The sequence below is a fragment of the Leucobacter tenebrionis genome, from assembly GCF_019884725.1.
Classification (GTDB): domain Bacteria; phylum Actinomycetota; class Actinomycetes; order Actinomycetales; family Microbacteriaceae; genus Leucobacter; species Leucobacter tenebrionis.
Genome location: NZ_CP082322.1, coordinates 426,995 through 449,784 on the forward strand (window position 1 = coordinate 426,995; position 22,790 = coordinate 449,784).

Consider the following 22,790-nt stretch of genomic DNA (forward strand, 5'->3'; position numbering starts at 1 on the left):
GCGCGCAGCGCGCATCACCAAGGAGTGACCAATGAGCATCAACACCGGACCCGCACGGGTCCTCAAGGCGTGCACGGCGACCTGCCTCGCAGTGCTCCTCGCCGCGACCGCGATCCCGCAGGCGGCGCACGCCTCCCCGCCCGCGCCTCAGGCAGGGGTCGTCTTCACCACGCCCGCGGAAGGCCCCGACGAGGCGCTCGACCAGGGCATCGCCCTGGAGGACCAGCCCTCCGACGCGAGCGACGCAATCACGCCGCGGCAGCTGGGCGCACTCCTCGCGGCGGGCCCCCAGGCGCTCGCCGCCAAGGCGACCGCGCCGCCGTCGAAGCCCGACTACGCCTCTGCCGGCAGGCTCGCGGTCTCGCTGAGCTTCCCGCTCTACGGCACCGGCACCGCGTACGGGAAGAAGAGCCACCCGGACTCGTTCACCGGCGGAGGCTCGCTCGACCGCCCCCGCGTGCACAAGTCGTACCAGCAGGCACGCACCCGCGCGGTGGGCCTCACGAAGGGCACCGGCAACATCTCGATGCCCCGGGACGACCGCTATTGGGCGAACTGCAGCTCGTTCACGGCGACGGTCGTCAACAACACGCTGGACCCGTCGTTCCCGTCGAACCTCACCCTCAACCAGTGGCACTACGTCACCAAGCCGCAGAACGGGTGGAAGAAGATCGGCACGACCGCTGACTACCGTCCGCAGGACTACAAGGCGGGCGACATCTTCCTCACCCGTCCGTTCAAGCTCGCGAACGGCAAGGCCTCGGGCCACACGTTCATGTGGGTCGGCGACCACGGCGGCCTGAAGGAGGTCGTCGCCGAGGCGTCCTACGGCGGCGAGGGGTCGAAGACCGCGAGGATGCCCGCGCTTCACGTGAACGCCCTGAAGACCGAGAAGGACCGCACCGGACGCAGCTACGACGTCTGGCGCTTCGTCGGCAAGCCGGAGCCGACGGCGAAGACCGCCGTCGCAGGCACCATCGACTGGAACCGCGACGGAAGGGCAGACATCGTCTCAGCGCACAGCAGCGGCCTGCTCTACGTCTACCCGAGCAACGGCAAGGGCGGGTTCGCGGCGCGCAAGGTCATCGGCAACGGTGGCTGGCAGAACATGCGCATCGTGACCGTCGGCGACGTGGGCGGCGACGAGTACATGGACCTCGTCGCGATGGACAAGCGCGACGGGAAGCTGTACTTCTACCCAGGCAGGAGCAATGGTCTGTTCGGCTCGCGCACGCTGATCGGCACCGGCTTCAAGTCCATCCGCGATCTGGTGTCGCCCGGCGACATCAGCGGCGACGGCATCGCCGACCTGGTCGGAGTCGGCAAGGGAGACCATGCCCTCTACTCGTGGACCCTGAGCAAGAGCGGCAAGATCACGAGCAAGAAGAAGCACTACTCCGGCTGGAAGGGCTGGAGCCCGGTCGGAGGCAGCGACATCATCGGCAACGGCATGGCCGACCTCATCGTGAGGAGTCCCGGGGGCGCTCTGTACGCGTACCCGAGCAACCACCGGAACGTGGGCTTCCCCTCCGAGTCGCGCACGCTGATCGGCACCGGCGGCTGGTCGCCGTACCTGGTGAACAGCGTAGGCGACTTCTCCGGGGACGGCCGGGCCGACGTCATCGCCCGGGACAAGGCCGGGAGGCTCTGGCTGTACCCAGGAAAGGACGGCGGCTCGCTCGGCTCCCGTGTCCAGATCGGCACGGGCTGGAACAGCATGCAGCAGATCGGCTAGTCGAGCCAGCGTCAACAGGACAGAGAGATCCCCGCAGCACGATGCTGCGGGGATCTCTCTGTTCTCTCTCTGGTACTTCGCGCTGCGCTCACGCGGCCGGGAACCGTGACGCGAAGTCGCTGACATGCAGCCTCAGCATCGCCGCTATCTCGCTGTCGCCGTGCCCCGTCGCGCGGGCCTCGGCGACCACCGCCTTCCTGCACGCGTGCACCTGGGCCTGGACGGCCCCCAGGAGGCGCAGCAGGTCCTCGACGGACACAGACAGCAGCGACGCCCTCTCCGAGGCGGAGACGAGCTCCTGGAGCTCGGCCTGCTTGCGCCTCATGGAGAGCTCTTGAGACCGTGTGCCACGGTCGAGCAGGACGCTCATCGGACATCTCCTCTGTCAGAGGGAGAACCCGTAGTGGACAGCACAGTCTCCATCGCGCAGGCGCCGTGCTCGGGGCAGATCCTGATCCGGTGCACGCCGAGGTCCGGGAAGAACAGCAGCTCCCGGTGGCACAGGCGTGGCGGGTCGCAGTCGAGGCAGAAGCGCATCCACTTCTCGTCGCTGATCTCACGCGCGCTCATCAGCAGCTCCTGAAGACGTGGACGCCGGTGTCGGCATCGACGACGCTGTAGTCGAACCGCTGGTCTCGGGTCCAGCTGTCCCAGTCGAAGTAGGTCGCGATCTCCTCGGGCACGTCGCGCAGCAGTCCGACGTCGTCGGCGAGCTGGCGCGCGTAGTCGTCGAACGAGTCCCAGCGACCGCAGTAGCGTTCCTCGAAATCTGAGGTGCACGGCAGCTCGCCTGTGCCCTCTGCGACGTAGTCGCCTGAGGCGACCCACGCGTAGAGGGCATCTCGCTGGTGATCGTCGACCTCGTCGAAGACCCTGCCCCACTCGGCGGCCTCGTGGGGGCTCATCTCGCGGCGCACGGGGATGTTCTCGATGTCGAAGCACCAGAGCTCCTCATGGGAACTCTGGCGGCCGTGCACGTCGGCTGTGCTCACCTCAGCTGCGTCGGTGGCGTCGTGCCAGTCGCCGACGAGCCTGCCAGCGTTGTAGCAGGCCAGGCAGCCGATCCAGACGCGGGGTGTGATCGTCTCGGTGGCAGTGGTCATGGTGTCCTCCTCGTCAGGATGCTCGGATCGGGAGGCAGCACCGGCGGCAGGCAGTCGTGCTCTGTGAATCGACGCGGTTACGCCGCCTGGTGCTGCTCCCGGAAGAGATCCCGGCCCGGCGGGAGCCGGGCGAGACGAACATGCCCGGAGCGGAACGCCCTTCGCGCTCCTGCTCGTCAATCAGTAGGATCAGAGAGAGTCCGCGTTGCGCACGCGCAATAGCGGGCTCTTTCGTCTTGCCAGAAAGGGGTGCCGATGTCGCGCTTGTCGGACCTGCTGCGCACGCTGGAACAGCTCGATCCCAAGCTGGCGAAGGATCTCGACGACGAGATCCGTCCGCTCCAGAAGCGCCTGCCGTTCGGCCTGAACTTCGAGCGCCATGCGCCCGAGGCCGTCGAACTGGCGGGGCACCGCATCCGGAAGGGCAACAAGGTCCGCGTGCTCCCTCCCAGGGGTTCGACCGAGCGGGGCGATCAGCGCCTCTGGCATGTCGACTCGATCAGCGGCGGCATCGCCGAGGTGTCGACGCCGAACGGCGAGGAGCGAGAGGCGCAGTCTGTGCCGGTCGAGGACCTGGTCCTCGTAGCCGAGTTCCGCGACCGCATCTATCCGGGCCTCCGACCAGACGGCACTGTCGAGCGGGGTGGCGACAAGCCGTTCCACACGGTGATCAACGGCGAGAACTTCCATGTGCTTGAGCTGCTCACGTTCACGCACGAGCACTCCGTGGACGCGATCTACATCGACCCGCCGTACAACACGGGCTCCCGCGACTGGAAATACAACAACGACTACGTCGAGGGCGACGACCTCTACCGCCACTCGAAGTGGCTGGCGTTCATGGAGCGCCGTCTGAAGCTCGCGAAGCGACTGCTGAAGCCGGAGGACTCGGTCCTGATCGTCACGATCGACGAGAAGGAGTACCTACGGCTCGGGCTGTTGTTGGAGCAGACCTTCCCCGAGGCACGTATCCAGATGGTGTCAAGTGTCATCAAACCGGGCGGTGTGGCTCGTGACGGCTATTTCGCGCGTTCAACTGAATACCTGTTCGTTGTGATGCTGGGTGATGCAGCGCCGGTTCCACTCCCTTTGGCTGGCGACTGGGGGGCCAAGAAGGTGTCAACAAGCGACTCTTTGTACTGGAATACGCTTTGGCGCAGCGGGTCCAGTCCACAGCGCCAGGGCCACGCGGACACCTTCTATCCGATTTTTATCGGCATCGAATCGGGGCGAATTGAACGAATAGGTGACCCGATCGGAGAGACCGCTGATCGGAAAGACACGCCAGCCGATCCAGGGACAGTTGTGGTTTGGCCGATCAGGAACGACGGCTCCGAGGGACGATGGCAGCTTGGCGCTCCTGCTGCGCGCAAAGCTGCGTCGGAGGGATACGTGAAGGTTGGAAAGCTAAACGGCGAGAAGACTCGTCTCTACTATCTCGCCAGGGGTGAGCAGCGCCGGATTGTCGACGGCGTGATCACGATCATCGGTCGCCGTAAAGACGGGTCTGTGATCGGTTCGCTTCAAGGGGCTCGTGATTTTGTTCCGACGGATCAGTGGACCATGCAAAGCCATGACGCCACGCGCCATGGGTCTCAACTTCTCAACGGAATGCTGCAAGACCGTAAGTTCCCCTTCCCGAAGTCGCTATACGCGGTGGAAGATATCCTCCGGTTCTTTGTGAAACGAAAGCCCGGCGCTGTCGTTCTCGACTTTTTCTCAGGTTCAGGCACGACTGCTCATGCGGTGATGCGCCTAAACAAACAGGACGACGGGCGACGACAGTGCATCTCGGTAACGAACAACGAGGTGTCGGCCGATGAGCAGACGAAGCTCCGCAAACAGGGGCTCCGCCCCGGCGATGCCGAGTGGGAACAGTGGGGCATCTGCGACTACATCACCAAGCCCCGCATCCGCGCCGCGATCACCGGCGAGACGCCGGACGGCGAGCCGATCAAGGGCGACTACAAGTTCGTCGACGAGTTCCCGATGGCCGACGGCTTCGAGGAGAACGCAGCGTTCTTCACCCTGAGCTACGAGTCACCGTGGATGGTCGAGGCCGACAAAGCGTTCGCCGCCATCGCGCCGATGCTCTGGCTGCGCGCCGGGGCCACCGGTGAGCGGATCGACTCGATAGAGGGCGGCTGGGCCGTCGCCGACAGCTACGGCATACTCAAGGACCTGGACCTCGCCAGCGACTTCATCGCCGAGCTCCAGCGCCGTGAGGGCATCCGCATCGCCTACGTCGTCACCGACGACGACGGCCGCTATCAGCAGGTCGCGAGCGAGATCCCGGGCATCGAGACCGTGCGCCTCTACGAGGACTACCTGCGCAACTGCGAGAGCACAGGTGACATCTGATGCGGTTCACACTGAAGGACTACCAGGCCGACGCCGTCGGCGACACCCTGCGCGAGCTCGCCTCCGCGCGGGACTTCTACCGGAGCGCGAGCAAGCGGGTCTCGTCCGTGGCGCTGACCGCGACGACGGGTGCGGGCAAGACCGTCATGGCCGCCGCCGTGATCGAGGCGATGTTCTGGGGCAGCGACGACTTCGACGTCGTGCCCGACGAGGGCGCCGTCGTGCTGTGGTTCAGTGACGATCCCGCTCTGAACCAGCAGACCCGGCACCGGCTTGAGCAGGCCTCGGACCGCCTGCGCAACAGGCTCGTGACCGTAGAGCATCCGTTCCGCTACCCGAAGCTGCTCCCGGGCCACGTGTACTTCCTGAACACGTCGAAGCTCTCGCGAAACAGCCTGCTCGTGCGCGGCCACGACGACTCGAACACCCTCGACGGCATCCAGTCGCACCCGGACACCGTGCCGTTCACGTTCTGGGACACGCTGCGGAGCACGATCGAGGACGACGACCTCACGCTCTACATGGTCCTCGACGAGGCGCACCGCGGCATGGGCAAGCGCCCGTCAGACACCCCGACGATCGTAAAGCGCCTCATCAACGGCCACAGCGGCGTGCCGCCGGTGCCGATCGTGTGGGGCATCTCGGCGACCGTGCAGCGCTTCGAGGCCGCGATGACGGAGGCCGAGGTCCAGTCGAACCGCGTGCACCTCGGCACAGTGCAGGTCGACCCCGTGCGCATCCAGGAGTCGGGTCTCCTGAAGGACGACATCGTGCTCGACTTCCCGGCGGAGACCGGCGACTTCAACACGGTGCTGCTGCGCCGCGGCGTGCGCAAGGTGAAGGCGCTCTCGGACGCGTGGGCGACGTACGCGGCCGAGCAGGGCACCGAGCCGATCAAGCCGCTGATGGTGCTCCAGGTACCGAACAAGCCCGCTGCCGACGAGGTGGCCTCTGCGATCGACGTGATCCGCGACGAGTGGCCGGAGCTGGAGTCCGACGCGATCGCCCACGTGTTCGGCGACCACACCGCCCAGACGTTCGGCATGCACAGCGTGCCCTACATCTCGCCGGAGCGCGTGCAGGATGCCTCGTACATCCGTGTGCTGCTCGCCAAGGACGCGATCAGCACTGGCTGGGACTGCCCGCGAGCGGAGGTGATGGTGTCGTTCCGTCCCGCGAAGGACGAGACACACATCACGCAGCTGCTCGGGCGCATGATCCGCACGCCCCTGGCACGACGCGTCGAGGGCGACGACCTGCTCAACAGCGTCGAGTGCATCCTGCCGAAGTTCAGCAAGGCGACGGCCAGCCTCGTGCTGGAGAAGATCATGGGCAACGACCTCACGGGAGGCGGCGACACGGGCCAGCGCGTGCTCGTCGACCCGCAGCTCATGACGCCGAACGACGCAGTGCCCGACGAGGTCTGGGAGCTGTTCCAGTCCCTTCCCGCCGAGACGCTGCCCCGCAAGCACGCGAACCCGATCAAGCGGGTCACATCGCTGGCGCACGCCCTCGCAGCAGACGGGCTCGTGGCGGATGCGGGCAAGATTGCCCACGAACGTCTCCACGGCGTGCTGAACGGACTAGCGGCCCAGTACGCCAAGGACCTCGCCAAGGCTCGCGAGGACGTGCTCACGGTCGCAGGCTCAACCCTTCATGGGAATCAGCGACGCGGAACTCGTGCTGACGGATCTTTTCGTGAGAAATCGGACGATCGCGCGATCCAGGACTCATATCGCAGCGGCGCGCGCACGATCACGCCCGACGTGGCGCGCAGCTACATCGAGCACCTCACGGCTGACGCCGACGACGAGGACGACTACCGCGACGCCTATGTCCGGGTCGCCGCCCTCGCGATGCTGACGCAGACGCGCGCGAAGCTCGACGAGGAGGCCGACTCCATCTCGAAGGAGTGGCTCGACGAGCACCGCGTCGCGATCAAGGGCCTGCCCGAGTCGCGGCAGAGCCTCTACGCGGAGATCACCGCGATGAGCACCGATCCGCAGCTGATCTCGATGGCGCTGCCGAAGAACCGCCAGGAGGAGACCAAGCGCACCGTCGGCGATGGCGAGCAGCTCCTCGAACGGCGGGCGCTGCACCTCCTCTCGGACAAGGAGGGCATGTTCCCGGTGGGCAAGCTGAACCCCGACGAGGTCGAGGTGCTCGACACGGAGATGGCGCGTCCCGGTGCCCTCGCCTGGTACCGAAACCCGACCGGCGGCCGCGACTCCATGAGCATCGCTTACCGCGACTCGCACGGCGAGTGGCGCACGCTGCGGCCGGACTTCCTGTTCTTCGTCGACACGGAGGACGGTGTGCGCGCGAGCATCGTCGACCCGCACGGGCACTGGCTGCCGGACGCCGCATGGAAGCTGCACGGCATGGCGAGATTCGCCGAGGTCTACGGCGACCGGTTCCACAGGATCGAGGCGATCAGCCGGATCGACGGGAAGCTGCGTGTGCTCGATTTCAAGCTCACCGAGGTGCGCGCGAAGGTACTGGACCACTCCGATGCACGGTTCGCGTACGACGAAGCTGCTGTGGGGTACTGACGTCAGGAGGAAGGAGATACCGGGGATCCTTGGCTGCTCCGGCTTGTCTACTACCGCGGTGCTTCTTGCTTGACCAAGTGGGTGAGCCCAATCGTCAACGCGATGATTGAAGGAACAAGCAGAAGCGGTGTGAGTCCGTTGTGAATGACGAGCCAATACGCCAGGAGGCCGAACACGAGACCAATGGTGGCCAAGGTGAGACTGGCGATGTCCAGACGGCGCCGCGGTGCACTCTTACGATTCGTCGTCACCTGCCGCTCTCCTGTAGCTCTCGACTTTGAGCACCGTCCAGACGGTTCGTGTCCGACCGTTCTTCTTGGTCACGTCTTCTCTTATCCGCAGGCGGAAGATGTCGTTCTTCCTGATTGCCAGGCCTTTGGCTACTTTGCCTAGGAAGTCCTGATCCTCGACGCTGGCTGACCTCGACCGATCCTTCGTCTTCACCCTCCATTTTGTTGGGTCGTCGAAGTCTATCGCGGACATCTTCGCTTCTACCTCGAAAATCTCCTGCGATTCTTCGATGTCATCCTCGGGTTTGACTGCGTTGTAGTCGGGCCTCGTCAGCACGAAGACTTCCGGCGCATCATCTTGCGCGATGTCATCGTCATCCGAGGACGTTGGGGTCGCGACTTCCAAAGATGTCACCTTGGGGTCGCTGAGCGGCGCCATGATCTGCCGGAGCTGCTTCTTCCGCCTGCGAGTTCGCTTTTGGAGCTCATCCCATGCGGCCGATGGGACTTCCTGCGAGGTGTCGTCCTGCCATGTGACTTTGACGTTTCCGTTTTCGAGATAGTCGAAGTCCTTTACGTCGGCTCGTGCCGATCGGGTCGCCCACCAGATGACGCTGCTGAGCGATGGGACTCCAGCTGCGGCCCCGGCGGTGACGGCAGTCTCCCAGTTCTCGCTAAGGACACGCACGACCTCGATAAGGAAAGACCCCTCTTTCGCTGGACGAACCAGAACTTCAGCGCCGCTCGGTCCTTCGGTGCTGAACGCCCCCGCTTTGTCGAAGTCGCTGGCCAATCCGACGACGCCCTGGAGCACTTCAGCCACGTGAGCGGCGCGGAGTTCGTGAATCGCCACACCGTTCTCGTCTTCACCAGTGAACCGAAGGGTTAGTGTGTCGACTGCTTCGTCGTGCTCATCCGCCATGGACTAATCCTATTATTGGTCCGCCCGAATCCCCGTAAGCGAGAGATCCGGAGGCGGTAATGCCCCGGGGTTATGTCTGCTCCGCTGCGTCAGCTCGGGAACATCAGACGCACATATTCTCTGGCGAGAGAGGGTGCCATTTAGCCTGAATGGCATGGAATCCTCACCGAACCTCATGCTGCTCCGTCGTCGCGCCAACGAAAGGAAGCAGCTCATCGTAAAGTCCCCCCAGCGCGACCCTGAGGCCGCTGACTACGGCCTCTACGCGCTGGTCGTCCCCGATTTCCAGGGACGCGGAAGCGATCCGCGCGGGGAGAAGGCAGCAGCAGTGGCGTTCGACAGCGGTGCAGGGATGACCCTGGAAGAGATCGCCGAAGAGCTCGGGATGGGCTAGCCAGGTCACCGACGACCGTGCCCTCGCGACGGAGCGACTCGTCGTTCAACAAACGGCCATTAATTGAATCTGAACACGGGGGCTGGGAGTCCGCCACGCAGGCGCGAAAAGTGTTCAGAAACCCGTTCAAATACCTGTAGTGCTGAGCATGGATACTGAACAGGTTTTCTGAACGGAGGCGGCACTGATGGCACTCGTGGGACTCGTGCGGGTGAGCACGAAGGGGCAGGATACCGCTCGGCAGCACGACGCGCTCGACCCGATCTGCGTGAAGGTGTTCGAGGAGAAGGTCAGCGGCAGGCTCTCGGTCGACGAGCGCCCCGGGCTGAGGGCGGCCCTCGACTACCTGCGTGACGGCGACATGCTCACGGTGCAGGAGGTGGACCGGCTCGGCAGGAACCTGCTCGAAGGCCTGATCGTGCTCACCGAGCTGTTCGAGCGCGGCATCGCGGTGAAGGTGCTGGAGGGCATCGCCGCTGGCGAGCACACCGAGCGGTCGCTCATCCTCGACCTGGCGCTCGCCCTGGCCGAGGACCGCAGGCGCGACATCAGCCGCAAGACGAAGAACGGCCTCGACGCCGCCCGCAAGCGCGGCCGCGTCGGCGGGCGCCCGCGCGTCATCGACGACGACAAGCGCGCCGTGATCCTCGCGCGCCGCGAGAAGGGCGAGTCGATCCGGGTGATCGCCCGTGTGCTCGACGTGTCGGTCGGGAGCGTGCACGCGGTGCTCGCCGAGGAGAGCGCGAAGGCCGGTGCGGACGCATGATCGAGTACCCCGTCGGCCAGGAGCCGGACTTCTGGGATCCGGACCCGGCCGATGCCGGGCACCGGTTCGCGCTGGGTCGGATCGGAGTGCGCTCCGCCGGGTCGCCGCCTCTCGTCGTGATCGGCATGAACCCGTCGCACGCCCGCGAGACCGAGTCCGACCGCACGGTGAACCACGTCATCGAAGTGTCCAGACGAGAGCACTCGGGCTGGCTCATGCTGAACCTGTACCCGGAGCGCTCGCCCAAGCCGAAGGCGCTCAGGCCCTACGATGCTGGACTGTCCGCTGCGAACTGCGAGGCGATCGAGCACGTGCTCGGGTTGGTGGAAGCGTCCGAGGTGCTCGGCGCCTGGGGGAACATGGGCGGCTCGGCGACGCTGAGGCGAGCGTTGCCCGACGTCCGAGCGCTGCTGTCGGGCATGGGCGTGAAGATCTACACGCTCGACTCCTTGACCGGGCAGGGCAAGCCGCGCCATCCTCATCCGCCGGGGCGCCCGCTGCCGATGCTCGGGCCGAAGAGATACCTGCCGTGAGGGCTTGACAGCCCAGAACGCGGTGCCCGTAGGGTCGAGCGCATGAGCGACGAAGGAGTGCCGGAGTTCGACTGGAACGACGTCGAGATCCCAGACGACGTGTGGGTACGCTTCGGCGACGGCTCAGGCGACGAGCTCTACCGTACCTGCGGCGAATGCGGCGCCGACTGCAGGCCGGAGCCGACCGGTGCCGACGGCCTCGGCGCGAGGATCGCGTTCGTCTGCCCGGAGCACGGCGTGCACTCGGTGGTCGATCCGTTCGAGCACCTGCGGTAGCTCTGCCGCTGTGCACTCGTGCCATTGCGGTCGCGGCTCTCGGTAGGCTCTTGCTCAAGCACGCGCGCGAAGGAGAGCCATGAAAGAGCCCGTCTACCGACCTATCGTCCCCGACGGCATGCACCTGGCCGACTCCGGCAAGACCCCGGGCGCGAAGCTCGGCGCGGCGTTGGACGACAACACCAATCAGGTTGCTGGTCAGGCCGACTGGATCGAGGTGAAGCAGAACCCGCTGGCGGACATCATCGGCTACGCGCTCGTTGCCGGCGCGACGGTCGTCACCACCATCGTCGTCCAGAAGTCCGCCCCAGCGGTCAAGGACTGGTTCCAGAGCACCACCCTGCCCTCCGCGAAGGCGGCGCTCAGGAGGCTCACCCGTGCGAAGGAGGAGGCCACCGCCAGGGTCGACGCCGTAGAAGCGGTCGAACCGATCCAGCTGGATTCAGTAGGCTTCTCGCAGGAGATCGAGACCGTGCTCGAAGGCGCGCGCCGGCCCATAAGCAGTGCTGAGGTGAAGCGTCGGCTGCTCCGGATCATGCTCACCGCGGCTGTCATCGCCGAGGAGCTACGTGCCTTGGATGGCGTCAAGATCAGAGACGACGAGGATCTCCGCGAACTCCAGCGAGCCATGGGCGAGCTCACCACCCAGGAAGTCGCGGACCTGGCGAACCAGATGCTCGTCGAGGCGGACACGCTTCTGGACGAGGAAGACGAGGCGGCCTTTGTGGCGGTGTTCGGCGGGGGCAGGAGTGCAGGAGGCACGAGGTCGTTGATCGAATCCGATCGACTCAGGGAAGCGCTGCGGCTGCCCGATGAAGAGTCGGAGGAGGATCGCTAATCCCTGGAAGTCACGACAGCCGATCGTTGCTCTATGCGACCCGCCACGGCAAAGCAGGCTTAGGACGTCAAGGTGTTGTCCAGATGAGACCCGATGTATCCAACGGTCACATACCCGACCGCCGAGTACGTGTCCTCGAAATAGAGACGAGGCGCGACACCCTTAAGGTTCGAGATCCTGAGATGCGCTGGCATGAAGAGGGTGCCCGAAGGATCGACCTTCTTGTCGACAGGGAAGATCCGTTGCCTTCGGAAGGCCCCGGGATTGCTTACCTGTTCTCCTTCGCTCCAGACAATACGGCCGATGCTGAGGTAACCGCCATGCGATCCGTCTTTGACATAGTGGCTCAGCGATTGATCGAACTTGCTCTCGGCTCTCATAGTCGAATAGGCAGAGAAAGTCAGCAGAGCATCCCAGACCTTTTCGACAGCTGCTTGGCCCAGACCGGAATGCTCGTCAAGCTCAATGGTGTCGTCTCGGATGCCTGAGAAGCGAACCCCCGGCAGGGTTCCGTCGGAGTGCAGATCGCCCAGGCGCTGCAACAGCTCCGCAAACGTCGCTGGGCGGCTCTCCTCATGCTCCTCTCCATGGGACCAAGCTGCGGCGGCCGCGCCGACGCTGGCGAGCTCGCGCTGCAGGTGCTCATTGCGGGCATTCAGCTTGTCCACTTGACGGGCCTGCTCCGAGTATCTGAGGTAGGAGTCCTCCGCTTCCATGCGGTTCAACTCGGCCTCTTCGATCGCTTCGTCACGCTCGGACTTGAGCCTGGTGATGTCGTCCATCGCTTCCAGAGCCAGTTCCTCTGCTTCGGAGAGGCGCCGACGAAGATCCTCGATCTCAGCGGCAAGCGCTCCGGCGTCTGGCCGATCCCCGGCATGCGCAGTTTCTGTTGTCGTGCCTTCATGGAGCACATCGAAGGGCTGCATCCGTCGTTTACGTAGGAACTCGTAGTCAGCCTCTCGGAGCTCCGCTGGGAGCCGGATCGTACGGAGTCGCTCGATCTGCGCATTCCGCAGTATTCTGCGGATCCTCCTGTCGTCGGTGTCACGCAGCGTCGAGGGGTGCATCAGCCTGTGGTTGAAGGAGTCCTCCGCGCTGGACAGGTCAGCGCCTGGGACGAAAGTTCGCATCCCGCCCGAGGGGACAGAATGGCCGAGGGTTGCCCGACTGTTGAACTCGCGGAGAGCCTCAGCGGAAAGGACGTAGCCGAACCCGAGACCCTGCATCGCGTAGGAGCGATCGTCGGATTGCTGCTTCCAGCTGTCGACGGACACGTGCTGGGGAGGGGCCGTGACGAAGACTGCCCCCAACCGGGTCTCGTCCTCAAGCACCGACACCAGCTCGTCGACGTAGGAAGCGGATGGGATGATCTGAAACCCGGACATGGGCTCAGCGCGCCCGTCTCTCATCTCCACGGCAGCGAGAAGCTCAGACACGAAGCCGGGCGTACCGGTGTACTGGACCTCTTCGCGCTGCTTGCCCTCCCGGTCGACGAGCGTCAAAGTAGGGGGCTCGATGTCCACCCATAGCCACAGCCGGCCATTCGACATGATTATGGTGATGTGCGTGACGGCGATCCCGGTGGTTGAGACGATGCTCTGCCAGCCCGGATCTTCCCATTCCTCCACCAGCTCCCACCGCATGCCGCTGGAACCCTCGACCGAGAAGGAGGTCGCGCTGAGCCTGGCGCCGTTCTTGTTAGTGACGGTGCCCTCGACAGGAAGAGAAGGGAAGCGCTTGCGCTTCGTGGTCCACTGTTTCAGAACACGCAGTATCTTCTCCCGATTGGCGTCTGTGTAGTCCGCGTTGAGCACAGTGCGGTAACCAAGCATTCCAACCTCGTATCGTCGTCGAAGAGTCCGTCTACGTAAAGGCTATCGGGGACCTCGGACGTTCGTAGTCCCCGCTCGCCGGCTGGTGCTTTCAGGGTGGGCACGATAGAAGCAGGAGCCGTCACGGTTGCCCGTGACGGCTCCTGCTGCGGTCTGTGCGCGTGGCACAGCCGCTGATGCGATGGTCTCAGACGACCTCGAACTCCTCGTCGTCCACGAGGAACAGTATGGCGCGGTCGCCCATGGTGTCGCCCTCGACGTAGAAGCCCGAGGCGAAGTGCACGTCGTGGAGGAACGCGACGGGGCTCACGAGCGTCACCACGCCAAATGGAGCCCTGATCTTGACGGGGAACTCCGTGATGTCGTGGGTCGTGACGGTCTGCGGCAGCGGACTCTCGGGCATGGCGGGCTCCTTCGTGGTGCGCTCTTCCCGCGACGACTCCCGTCGCGGTCCCAGAGGCGCATCGCCTACTGGGTCTTCACACCCTCACCCGGCAGCGGCTCGGCAGCTGCCCTCTCCCACCGCTGCTGCGCCTACGGAGTGGGCGTGCCGGTCCTGCGGTCCGTCTCCTCGTCCACCCACGCAGTGAAGAGCTCGTCGGAGTCGGCCAGCACAGCGTCGGCGAGGTCGAGCAGCAGCCGCTTGTTCGTCTCGCTGCCCTTCAGCGCGAGCCCGGACGGCGTGAGCGCACCGTGCGCGACCCCGTGCCTGATCGTGAAGACGAGCTTCTGCACGTCGTCTTCCTCGCCCTTCCAGTAGGGGACGAGGTGCCTGTATGCGCCGCTCATCTCGGGCTTCCTCAGCGCCTCGGCGAACTTCGTCGAGCCGTCGCCGTACAGGTGCTTCCTGGTGCGCGCGGCGAGGCCGGGATCGACGATGCTCAGCTTCTTGTAGTCGGTGCCGAGCAGCGACGCGAGCTGCTCGCGCGCCGTACAGGCGAGCAGGATCTTCAGCAGCGCGAAGTATCCCTCGACGGTATCGCCGGTCGGCGAGTAGCCGGTCGCCTCCACCGCGCTGAACGAGCTCGCGAAGCGCCAGCGCGCCTGGAAGTCGTACGCGGTCTGGTATCCCCTACTGATCCGGTGGGCATCGACGTGCTCGCGGAATCGCTGCCATGCGGCGGGCTGGTGCTCGTTCTTGCTCATATACGAGCATTATCCCAGAGGGAGCAAACTAGCCCATCACTGCCGGAGCGGGGAATATCCACGCATCTGTCGTATCAACTAGATCACCGGAGACCGCCACGAGGTGCGTGAGCGAGCTCTGCTGCATGCGCAGCTGCAGCTGTTCGCCGACGAGCGAGGTGTCCCCGACCGCGAGGCCGGGCACGAGCTCGGCGCGCGGCGTCTTCGCTGCTGCATCGCGCAGGTGCGCGCGCAGGCGGGCGGCGATACCGCCGGTGCCGTCGACGAGCCGCTCGAGCAAGCTCTCGGGCGCCTCGTGTCCCACCCGCGTCACCCCGACTCCGTACGCGGCCGCGGACCCGGGCTCAAGCGCCACCGGCGCACCGCGCACCGTCAGCCGTGCACCGGGCGCCCAGTCCGCGGCGCGCGGTTGCTCGTCGAGCCAGAGCACCACGGGCACCGCACCAGTCGCACCCCGCGCCTCGGCCGGCACCCAGCTGCGCGCCCCACCGAAGGCCGACGCCTGAGCCTTCGGAAACCCGCGCAGCACCACCTCCAGGTCCAGCTCCCGACGCTCGTCGGCCGCCTGCGCGAGCACCGGGTCGGCGCGCACCCGCTCCCCCGAGTCGATGACGGAGCCGAGCAGCAGGAGCGCCGCGAGAGCCACCGCACCGTGCCGAAGGACCGAGCGAGCCGCGGTTCCCACGGCTACCGCGCCGGCCGACCTGCCGTCCCTCCTGCGGGCCGCCACGATCGCGATCGCGATCGCGCACACTCCCGCGCCGCCAGCGGCCAACGCGAAGATCCGACCGCTGCCCGGATGCGACACCCCGAAGGCGGCGCAGGCCCACACCGCAAGGGCGGGTCCGAACAGGCGCCAGGTGCCGGGCGGCGAACGCGCGCGCCAGGCTGCACCGGCCCCGGCCGCGCGCACCGCCTGCTCCCGCTCGCGACCGCTCATACGCGCACCAGTTCGCGGAAGCCCTCGAGGGTCTTCGAACCGATCCCAGGCACCTCGAGCAGCTGCTCCACCGACTCGAATCGGCCGTTGGCGGCGCGCCACTCGATGATGCGCTGCGCGAGCGCCGGCCCGACCCGCGGCAGCGTCTCGAGCGCCGCAGAGTCGGCCGTGTTGAGATCCAGTGGGCCAGTCGCCGCCGTACCCGCACCTGCCCCCGCGCCTGCGGCCGTACCCGCACCTGCCCCCGCGCCTGCGGCCGTACCCGCACCTGCACCCGCGCCCGCGGCGGCACCAGATCCGGCACCCGCTCCCGCACCTCCGCCGGCAGGCCCGCCTGCACGCGCCTGCTCGGCGTCGGGCACGAGGATCTGCTCGCCGTCGACGACCTCCCGCGCGAGATTGACCGCGGAGAGCATCGCGGCATCGGTGGCGCCCCCGGCCGCCTCGATGGCCTCGGCAACGCGGGTCCCGCCGTCCACCTCGACCACTCCGGGGCGCACGACCTCGCCCACCACGTGCACGTATACAGGCGAATCACTCGCATCGACCGCCGGCGATGACGCCGTTGGCGATGATGCGGGCGCCGATGACGCGGCCGTGGATCCGCCCGGCTCCTCGACGACCGGCTCTCGGGTGCCCTCCGCCGCGAGCAGTTCCGCGCCTCCCGCGTCAGGTCGCAGCACGACCGCGACGATCGCGATCAGCACAGCGAGGACGAACACCGCGGTGCCCGCGAGCAGCGGTACCGCGACCGCGCGACTCAGCCGCTGCCGAACGCCGGCGCGTTCCTCCTGCTCGAGCGCCGGAGGAGACGCCGGCACTTTGCCCGGGGGCGGTTGCTCTCGCCACCGCCCCCGTTCCAGCACGGCCTCCGGGCTCCACACCCCGGCGCCTCGCGCCGGGCGCCCGGTCTCGCTCTGCTCTACGTGGCTCATGGAGCAACGCTAAGCCGCGCGGGGCACCCCCGAAGCCCGGATATCGGCATCTGTGGAGAAGTCGACCGCTAGCGCGGAAACCCCGTGATGTGAGCGAAGTTCGAGACGCCCGGTTGAGCCGGAAGGCTACTTCGTGGCGATGCTCACGATCTTCGGCACGCGCACGACCACGTTCACGATCTCGCGGTCGCCGATCGCGCGCTGCACGCCCGCCGACGCCCGCGCGGCGGCCTCGGCCTCGGCCTCGGTGACCGATGCCGGCAGCGTCAGTCGATCCCGAACCTTGCCGTCGACCTGCACCACCATGGTCACCTCGGCCTCGACGAGCAGCGACGGATCGGCCGCGGGCCACTCTGCGAGGGCGACCGTGGGCTCGTGCCCGAGCTTCGCCCACATGTCCTCGGCGGTGTACGGCGCGAACAGCGAGAGGATCACTGCGATAGCCTCGGCCGACTCGCGCACAGCGGGGTCGGCGACGCCGCAGCCGGAGTCGATGGCCTTGCGCGTGACGTTGACCTGGTCCATGAGCCGGGCGACGACGACGTTGAACTTGTAGGCCTCGACCAGCCCGGGAGCGTCTGCGAGCAGGTGATGCGTGTGCTTGCGCAGCGCGGGGTCGCCGCCGTCGAACGAGGCGCCGACCGGTGCCCCGCCGTCCTGCACGTCCTGAGCGATGCGCCAGGCGCGCGCCAGGAACTTCGCCGAGCCCTGCACCGACACGTCGGCCCAGTCGATGTCGTCCTCGGGCGGCCCCGCGAAGGCGAGGGTCACGCGCAGCGCATCGGCGCCGTGCTCGCGCAGCTCGCTCGCGAACTCGACGAGATTGCCCTTCGACTTCGACATCTTCGCGCCGTCGAGCAGCACCATGCCCTGGTTCAGCAGCGCCGTGAAGGGCTCCTCGAAGTCGAGATAGCCGAGATCGTGCAGCACCTTGGTGATGAAGCGCGAGTAGAGCAGGTGCAGGATCGCGTGCTCCACGCCGCCGGCGTACTGGTCGATCGGCCCCCAGCGCTTCGCCTCGGCCGGGTCGAAGGGCTGCGTGTCGTCGTTCGCCGAGAGGAACCGCAGGTAGTACCAGGAGCTGTCGACGAAGGTGTCCATGGTGTCGGGATCCCTCGTCCAGCTCTCACCGGTGTCGGGATCGACGACTGAGGCCCACTCCGTCGCGGCGCCGAGCGGCGACGAGCCCTTCGGCTTGAGATCGAGCCCCTCCGAGGAGGGCAGCTCGACGGGAAGCGAATCCAGCGGCACGGGCTTCATCTCGCCGTCGTGCTCGCCGGTGCCGTGCAGGATCGGGATCGGCGTGCCCCAGTAGCGCTGGCGCGAGATCAGCCAGTCGCGCAGGCGGTACGTGGTGGCGGCGCGCCCGGTGCCGCGCTGCTCGAGGATCTCGATCGCCTTCGCGATCGCCTCGGTCTTCGCGAGACCGTCGAGGTCCCCCGAGTTGATCAGCGTGCCGTCACCCGCGAGCGCGACCCCGCCCTCGGCGGGATCAGGCAGCTGCGCGCCGTCCTCGTCGCGCACGTCGAGCACGACGCGCACGGGCAGCTCGAACTTGAGCGCGAAGTCGAGGTCGCGCTGGTCGTGCGCAGGCACGGCCATGATCGCGCCGTGACCGTAGTCCGCGAGCACGTAGTCGGAGGCCCAGACGGGGATGCGCTCGCCGTTCACCGGGTTCACCGCGAAGTGGTCGAGGAAGACGCCCGTCTTCTCGCGATCGGCGCTCTGGCGCTCGATCTCGGTCTGCTTCTGGGTCTGCTCGAGGTAGGCCTGGAACTGCATGCGAACCTCCGGAGAGGCCCCGGCTGCGAGTTCGGCGGCGAGGTCGGAATCGGGCGCCACCACCATGAACGTCGCGCCGTGCAGCGTGTCGGGCCGGGTGGTGAACACCGGCACCTTCTCAGCGCGGCCCTCGATCTCGAACTCGACCTCCGCGCCGCGCGAGCGGCCGATCCAGTTGCGCTGCATGTTCAGCACCTTGGTGGGCCACTTGCCCTCGAGCTGGTCGAGGTCGTCGAGCAGGCGATCCGCGTAGTCGGTGATGCGGAAGTACCACTGCGTCAGCTTCTTCTTCACCACGACGGCGCCGGAGCGCTCGGAGGTGCCGTCGGCCAGCACCTGCTCGTTGGCGAGCACGGTCTGATCCACCGGATCCCAGTTGACCCAGCTGGCCTTGCGGTACGCGAGGCCCTTCTCGTACATCTTGAGGAACAGCCACTGGTTCCACCTGTAGTATTCGGGGTCGCTCGTGTGCAGCACGCGGCTCCAGTCGAACGAGGGCGCGTAGGTGCGGAACGACGCCTTCTGCTGGTCGATGTTCGCGTAGGTCCACTCGCGGGGGTCGACGCCGCGCTTGATGGCGGCGTTCTCGGCCGGGAGCCCGAAGGAGTCCCAGCCGATCGGGTGCAGCACGTCGTAGCCGCGGCCGCGCCAGTAGCGCGCGAGCACGTCGCCGAAGCAGAACGCCTCGGCGTGGCCCATGTGCAGGTCGCCCGAGGGGTAGGGGAACATGTCGAGCACGTACTTCGCCGGGCGGCCGCTGTCGCCGCTCACCTCGAATGGCTTCAGCTCGTCCCAGACCGGAAGCCACCGATCCTGGATCGCCTGGAAGTCGTAGCCCTCGGCCTCACGCGCCCGCTGCGCGGCCTCGTTCTTCTCGCCGCCGGCTTGCCGCTCGCTCACACACACCTCGATATCGTTGGGGAGTTCGGGATCGCCCGCTGTCGCGGGCGCACACATTCCTCAAGAATACCGCGGATGCGGGGACGAGCTGAGCGCGCCGACCGCGGTGAGCAGCGGGGCGGCCTTGAGGTGCTTCTCGGCCGTCTCGCGTTCGGGATCGGAGTCGGCCGTGATCCCGCCCCCGGCCCCGATCAGCGCGAGACCCGGCGCCCCGTCGACCGCTCGCAGTTCGACGCTGCGGATCGTCATCGCGAGCTCGGCGTCGCCCCCGTCACCGACCCAGCCGAAGCATCCGGAGTAGAGCCCCCGCGGCGCGCCCTCCAGCTCGCGGAGGATCTCGACCGCGCGCCGCTTCGGCGCCCCCGTCATCGACCCGCCGGGGAAGCAGACCTCGATCGCGTCGAAGACGTCGGCCCCCGCACGCAGCGTTCCCGCGACGGTGCTGACCAGCTGGTGCACGTGCGGGTGGCTCTCGACGCGCAGAAACCCCTCGACGCCCACCGATCCCGCCTCGCACACCCGGCCGAGATCGTTGCGCATGAGGTCGACGATCATGAGGTTCTCGGCGCGCTCCTTGGGGTCGGCCGCGAGCTGCTCGGCGAGGGCGCGATCGGCTTCGGGGTCCGCTCCCCGCGGCCTGGTGCCCTTGATCGGGTGGGTGAGGATCCGGCGACCCCGCACACTCAGGAAGCGCTCCGGGCTCGCGCTCACCAGTGCGCGATCCCCCGCCGCGATCACACCCCCGCGCACGGCCCCGCCCCGGGCACGGAGCCGCAGGAACAGCTCGAGCGGATCGAAGCGCCCCCGCACCTCGGCCGTGTCCGTGAGGCACAGCACGTAGGCCTCGCCGTCGCGGATCGCGGATCGGCACGCCTCGACCTCGCGCGCATAGTCCGCGTCCGTGCGTCGCCAGAGGCGCCGCTCGTCCCTTTCTTCGGATGTCGCCGTTGTTTCGGACCGATTCACCGGCTCCGATCCGAAATAACGGTGAGGTCCGAAGGATGGGAGGTCGCCGGGGAGGCGCGTGTCGAGCAGCGCCTCCAGCTCGCTCGTATCGCCGCGCAGCTCGGACGCACCGCGCTCGTGATCGATCGCCAGCACCCCGTCGAGCCGCAGCGCGAACGCCGGCGCGGGGAGCCCGGTTCCGGCGTCCCGCGCCGGCTCCAGCCCCAGCAGCGCGACGCCGAACTCGTAGCTCAGAGCAACGGCCCACCCGCCGTGGAAGCCCGGCATCGCCGGCGCGTCGGGCCGCTCGGGAGCGGCTCGCAGACCGGCCAGGAACTCGCGCTCGGCACCGGGCTCGGCGATCCTGACCTCGCTCGCCACACCGAAGTAGCTCACCCGCGGCTCTCCGGGCGCCGCGGCCTCGCCGTCCAACCAGCACCACGGTCTGCCGCTCGCGGCCAGCAGGCGCGCCGCGGCCACGGCGTCGCCCGACCCGACCAGTCTCCCTGTCACCCGATAACCCTACCGAGCGCACGCACACAGCCGGTCCGAGCCCATATGCCCGCACCGCGCGAGTAGTCTGGGACGCGTGACTGCTGCATCGGACGGCGCCAAGACAGCCGCACGGCCCGGTGCCGAGCCGGGCGCACTGCTCGTCGCCGACTCGTTCCGGGTGCGGGTGAACCCTCGCACGGGCGCCGCCGAGGTGCGCGGACTCGACGAGCATCTCGATCGTTTTCGCCGCTCGGTGCTCGCGCAGATGCCGTCCGCCGAGAAGAGCGACGCCGAAGCCGAGACTCTCGAACGCATCGACCTGTTCCTCGACGAGGCCCTGCACCGCATCGCCGAGTACGGCGAGGGGTTTCCCCGCCTCGAGCTCTGGGGCTCCGAGCGCACCGGGGGCGATTCCGAATTCGCCCTTTCGCTGCGGCCACTGCCCGCGCTGGGCGACACGATCGAGCTGCGCTCTGCCCCCGGGGTGCTCCTCGAACGCCCGTATCTCAAGGGCCCGAACATCCCGCGCCTCGCCGAGCTGAACCGCGAACTCGGCGCCGAGGCGCTGCTGCTCGACGCGATTGGTTGCGCGGTCGAGGGCGCGACCACGAGCCTGATCTGGTGGACGGACGACACGGATCAGTCCGGTCATTACATCGCCGAGGAGCGGGCGAGGGATCGCGGGAACCGGGTCGAGTCCGTGACCGAGGGGCTGCTGCGACAGGCCGCGCAGCAGCGACTCGTAGGGCGCAAGCCCGAGCAGGGCCGCACGAGCGCGCTCACCCCGGCACGGCCGAAGCCCGCGGAGCTCGCGCGCGCCGAGATCTGGGCGGTGAACGCGCTGCACGGGATCCGCGTCGTCGCGAGCGTCGACGGCGCGCCCGCGCCCGCGCCGGTCAAGCACCGCCTCCGGTGGTTCCGCGAGGCGCTCGACCGGACCTGGCAGCCCGTCGCACCCTGATTCGCCGCTTCGTCGCACCGGCGCCGCACCGAGACCGACTGTTTCGCCGAGACTGACTGTTTCAGAGGCCCCGAAACAGTCAGTCTCGCTGAAAGCGTCTCTTTCGCAGCGAGCGCCGCCGGCCGCGTCCCCAAAAAGTGATATCGTTTTTATAGCACTTATCGATCGGAAGCAGAGGAGCGCCGTCATGACCGCAAGCCCCGAACCCGTCGCCACCGAACCCGTCGGCCACGACGGCATCCGCGTCGACATCTCCGAGCGCCCCGCCTGGCATCGGGGCAGCGCCGCGGGCATCGCCGCGTTCCTGCTCGGCATACTCGCGATCCCGGGCGGCGGGGCGCTCGTCATCAGAGGCGGCCTCTTGCTCGACGAGGGCGAAGCGTCCGGCGGGGTGATGCTGGCCCTCGGCATCGTGGTCGTCATCGCGGCCGTGCTGGTCTTCACCATGTTCACGATCGTCGCGCCCGGCCAGACCTCGGTGCGGCAGTTCTTCGGCCGCTACGTCGGCACGGTGCGGAACAACGGCATCAGCTTCGTCGCCCCCTTCACCACGGGGCGCAAGGTGTCGGTGCGCGTGCACAACTTCGAGACCAACGAGCTGAAGGTCAACGACTCCGACGGCAACCCGATCCACATCGCAGCCATCGTCGTGTGGCAGGTCGCCGACACCGCCAAGGCGGTCTTCGCGGTCGAGGCCTACGACGAGTTCATCGAGACGCAGGCCGAAGCGGCGTTGCGTCACGTCGCCACCACGCACCCCTACGACGAGCCCGGCCCGGGCGAGCAGTCCCTGCGCGGCAGCACCGATCTCGTCTCGGCCGAGCTCGCCGAGGAGGTCGCGGCGCGCGTGGCGATCGCGGGTCTCGAGGTGCTCGAGGTGCGCATCTCGTCGCTGGCCTACGCCCCCGAGATCGCCCAGGCCATGCTGCAGCGCCAGCAGGCGAGCGCGATCATCGCGGCGCGCGAGAAGATCGTCGAGGGCGCGGTGACCATGGTCGATCAGGCGCTCACCCGTCTCGAGCACGAGGACATCGTCTCCCTCGACGACGAGCGGCGCGCGCAGATGGTCTCGAACCTGCTGCTCGTGCTGACGAGCGACCAGCGGGCCACGCCGGTGATCAACGCGGGATCGCTCTACAGCTGA

The 22,790-nt window shown here is 67.3% G+C and carries 21 protein-coding genes; 10 read left to right on the forward strand and 11 right to left on the reverse strand.

What is annotated here, in order from left to right:
- Positions 1 to 31: 31 nt before the first annotated feature.
- Positions 32 to 1,735 carry an FG-GAP repeat domain-containing protein gene (locus KVY00_RS01975; protein ID WP_223044085.1) on the forward strand — a complete coding sequence of 568 codons (1,704 nt, stop codon included), beginning with the start codon at positions 32 to 34 and terminating at the stop codon, positions 1,733 to 1,735.
- A gap of 88 nt (positions 1,736 to 1,823) precedes the next feature.
- Here KVY00_RS01975 and KVY00_RS01980 read toward each other — a convergent pair whose 3' ends face one another.
- The 3 genes from KVY00_RS01980 to KVY00_RS01990 are packed head-to-tail and all read right to left on the reverse strand — an operon-like array spanning position 1,824 to position 2,838.
- On the reverse strand, positions 1,824 to 2,060 hold the full coding sequence (locus KVY00_RS01980) for a hypothetical protein (protein WP_223044086.1): 237 nt from the start codon (positions 2,058 to 2,060) through the stop codon (positions 1,824 to 1,826).
- Between the two features lie 41 nt (positions 2,061 to 2,101).
- Entirely contained in the window at positions 2,102 to 2,305 is a 204-nt protein-coding gene (locus KVY00_RS01985) for a hypothetical protein (protein WP_223044087.1), read from the reverse strand.
- The gene (locus KVY00_RS01990) at positions 2,305 to 2,838 is read right to left on the reverse strand and encodes an antirestriction protein ArdA (protein ID WP_223044088.1); all 534 of its coding nucleotides are present in this window, start codon (positions 2,836 to 2,838) and stop codon (positions 2,305 to 2,307) included. The genes KVY00_RS01985 and KVY00_RS01990 overlap by 1 nt, the downstream gene beginning before the upstream one ends.
- A 255-nt stretch (positions 2,839 to 3,093) precedes the next feature.
- Here KVY00_RS01990 and KVY00_RS01995 point away from each other — a divergent pair, with 255 nt between their 5' ends.
- Entirely contained in the window at positions 3,094 to 5,199 is a 2,106-nt protein-coding gene (locus KVY00_RS01995; protein ID WP_223044089.1) for a site-specific DNA-methyltransferase, read from the forward strand.
- Entirely contained in the window at positions 5,199 to 7,751 is a 2,553-nt protein-coding gene (locus KVY00_RS02000) for a DEAD/DEAH box helicase (RefSeq protein WP_223044090.1), read from the forward strand. Before KVY00_RS01995 ends, KVY00_RS02000 begins: the two co-directional genes overlap by 1 nt.
- A 234-nt stretch (positions 7,752 to 7,985) precedes the next feature.
- On the opposite strand, the gene KVY00_RS02005 is transcribed toward KVY00_RS02000, so the two are convergent.
- On the reverse strand, positions 7,986 to 8,903 hold the full coding sequence (locus KVY00_RS02005) for a hypothetical protein (protein ID WP_255572714.1): 918 nt from the start codon (positions 8,901 to 8,903) through the stop codon (positions 7,986 to 7,988).
- 154 nt (positions 8,904 to 9,057) lie between these two features.
- Between KVY00_RS02005 and KVY00_RS02010 the strand changes: the two genes are divergently transcribed.
- The 5 genes from KVY00_RS02010 (at position 9,058) to KVY00_RS02030 (ending at position 11,710) form a co-directional block, all read left to right on the forward strand.
- On the forward strand, positions 9,058 to 9,297 hold the full coding sequence (locus KVY00_RS02010; RefSeq protein ID WP_223044091.1) for a hypothetical protein: 240 nt from the start codon (positions 9,058 to 9,060) through the stop codon (positions 9,295 to 9,297).
- A gap of 187 nt (positions 9,298 to 9,484) precedes the next feature.
- Positions 9,485 to 10,063 (forward strand): recombinase family protein, encoded by a 579-nt coding sequence (locus tag KVY00_RS02015; protein ID WP_223044092.1) that lies wholly within the window; start codon positions 9,485 to 9,487, stop codon positions 10,061 to 10,063.
- Positions 10,060 to 10,596: a DUF1643 domain-containing protein gene (locus KVY00_RS02020; RefSeq protein ID WP_223044093.1), complete on the forward strand. Its 537-nt coding sequence runs from the start codon at positions 10,060 to 10,062 to the stop codon at positions 10,594 to 10,596. Before KVY00_RS02015 ends, KVY00_RS02020 begins: the two co-directional genes overlap by 4 nt.
- A 42-nt stretch (positions 10,597 to 10,638) precedes the next feature.
- Positions 10,639 to 10,872 carry a hypothetical protein gene (locus KVY00_RS02025; RefSeq protein WP_223044094.1) on the forward strand — a complete coding sequence of 78 codons (234 nt, stop codon included), beginning with the start codon at positions 10,639 to 10,641 and terminating at the stop codon, positions 10,870 to 10,872.
- 79 nt (positions 10,873 to 10,951) lie between these two features.
- Positions 10,952 to 11,710, forward strand: coding sequence for a hypothetical protein (locus KVY00_RS02030; RefSeq protein WP_223044095.1), 759 nt, complete (start codon positions 10,952 to 10,954; stop codon positions 11,708 to 11,710).
- A 59-nt stretch (positions 11,711 to 11,769) separates the two neighbouring features.
- On the opposite strand, the gene KVY00_RS02035 is transcribed toward KVY00_RS02030, so the two are convergent.
- The 7 genes from KVY00_RS02035 to KVY00_RS02065 all read right to left on the reverse strand — a co-directional run bounded on the left by KVY00_RS02035 (position 11,770) and on the right by KVY00_RS02065 (position 20,703).
- Positions 11,770 to 13,542, reverse strand: a complete 1,773-nt coding sequence (locus KVY00_RS02035) for a hypothetical protein (RefSeq protein ID WP_223044096.1) — start codon at positions 13,540 to 13,542, stop codon at positions 11,770 to 11,772.
- 187 nt (positions 13,543 to 13,729) lie between these two features.
- Complete coding sequence (locus KVY00_RS02040; protein ID WP_223044097.1) at positions 13,730 to 13,945, reverse strand: hypothetical protein; 216 nt, start codon at positions 13,943 to 13,945, stop codon at positions 13,730 to 13,732.
- Between the two features lie 131 nt (positions 13,946 to 14,076).
- Positions 14,077 to 14,688: a hypothetical protein gene (locus KVY00_RS02045; RefSeq protein ID WP_223044098.1), complete on the reverse strand. Its 612-nt coding sequence runs from the start codon at positions 14,686 to 14,688 to the stop codon at positions 14,077 to 14,079.
- A gap of 28 nt (positions 14,689 to 14,716) precedes the next feature.
- A complete protein-coding gene (locus tag KVY00_RS02050) occupies positions 14,717 to 15,628 on the reverse strand; it encodes a hypothetical protein (RefSeq protein ID WP_223044099.1) in 912 nt (303 codons plus the stop codon).
- The gene (locus KVY00_RS02055) at positions 15,625 to 16,563 is read right to left on the reverse strand and encodes a ComEA family DNA-binding protein (protein ID WP_223044100.1); all 939 of its coding nucleotides are present in this window, start codon (positions 16,561 to 16,563) and stop codon (positions 15,625 to 15,627) included. The genes KVY00_RS02050 and KVY00_RS02055 overlap by 4 nt, the downstream gene beginning before the upstream one ends.
- A gap of 126 nt (positions 16,564 to 16,689) precedes the next feature.
- Positions 16,690 to 19,302: a leucine--tRNA ligase gene (gene leuS, locus KVY00_RS02060; protein ID WP_223044101.1), complete on the reverse strand. Its 2,613-nt coding sequence runs from the start codon at positions 19,300 to 19,302 to the stop codon at positions 16,690 to 16,692.
- Positions 19,303 to 19,305: 3 nt separating this feature from the next.
- Positions 19,306 to 20,703, reverse strand: coding sequence for an anthranilate synthase component I family protein (locus KVY00_RS02065; RefSeq protein ID WP_223044102.1), 1,398 nt, complete (start codon positions 20,701 to 20,703; stop codon positions 19,306 to 19,308).
- A gap of 76 nt (positions 20,704 to 20,779) precedes the next feature.
- Here KVY00_RS02065 and KVY00_RS02070 point away from each other — a divergent pair, with 76 nt between their 5' ends.
- Together KVY00_RS02070 and KVY00_RS02075 are read left to right on the forward strand one after the other, a co-directional pair.
- On the forward strand, positions 20,780 to 21,646 hold the full coding sequence (locus KVY00_RS02070) for an aminotransferase class IV (RefSeq protein WP_223044103.1): 867 nt from the start codon (positions 20,780 to 20,782) through the stop codon (positions 21,644 to 21,646).
- A 187-nt stretch (positions 21,647 to 21,833) separates the two neighbouring features.
- On the forward strand, positions 21,834 to 22,790 hold the full coding sequence (locus KVY00_RS02075; protein ID WP_223044104.1) for an SPFH domain-containing protein: 957 nt from the start codon (positions 21,834 to 21,836) through the stop codon (positions 22,788 to 22,790).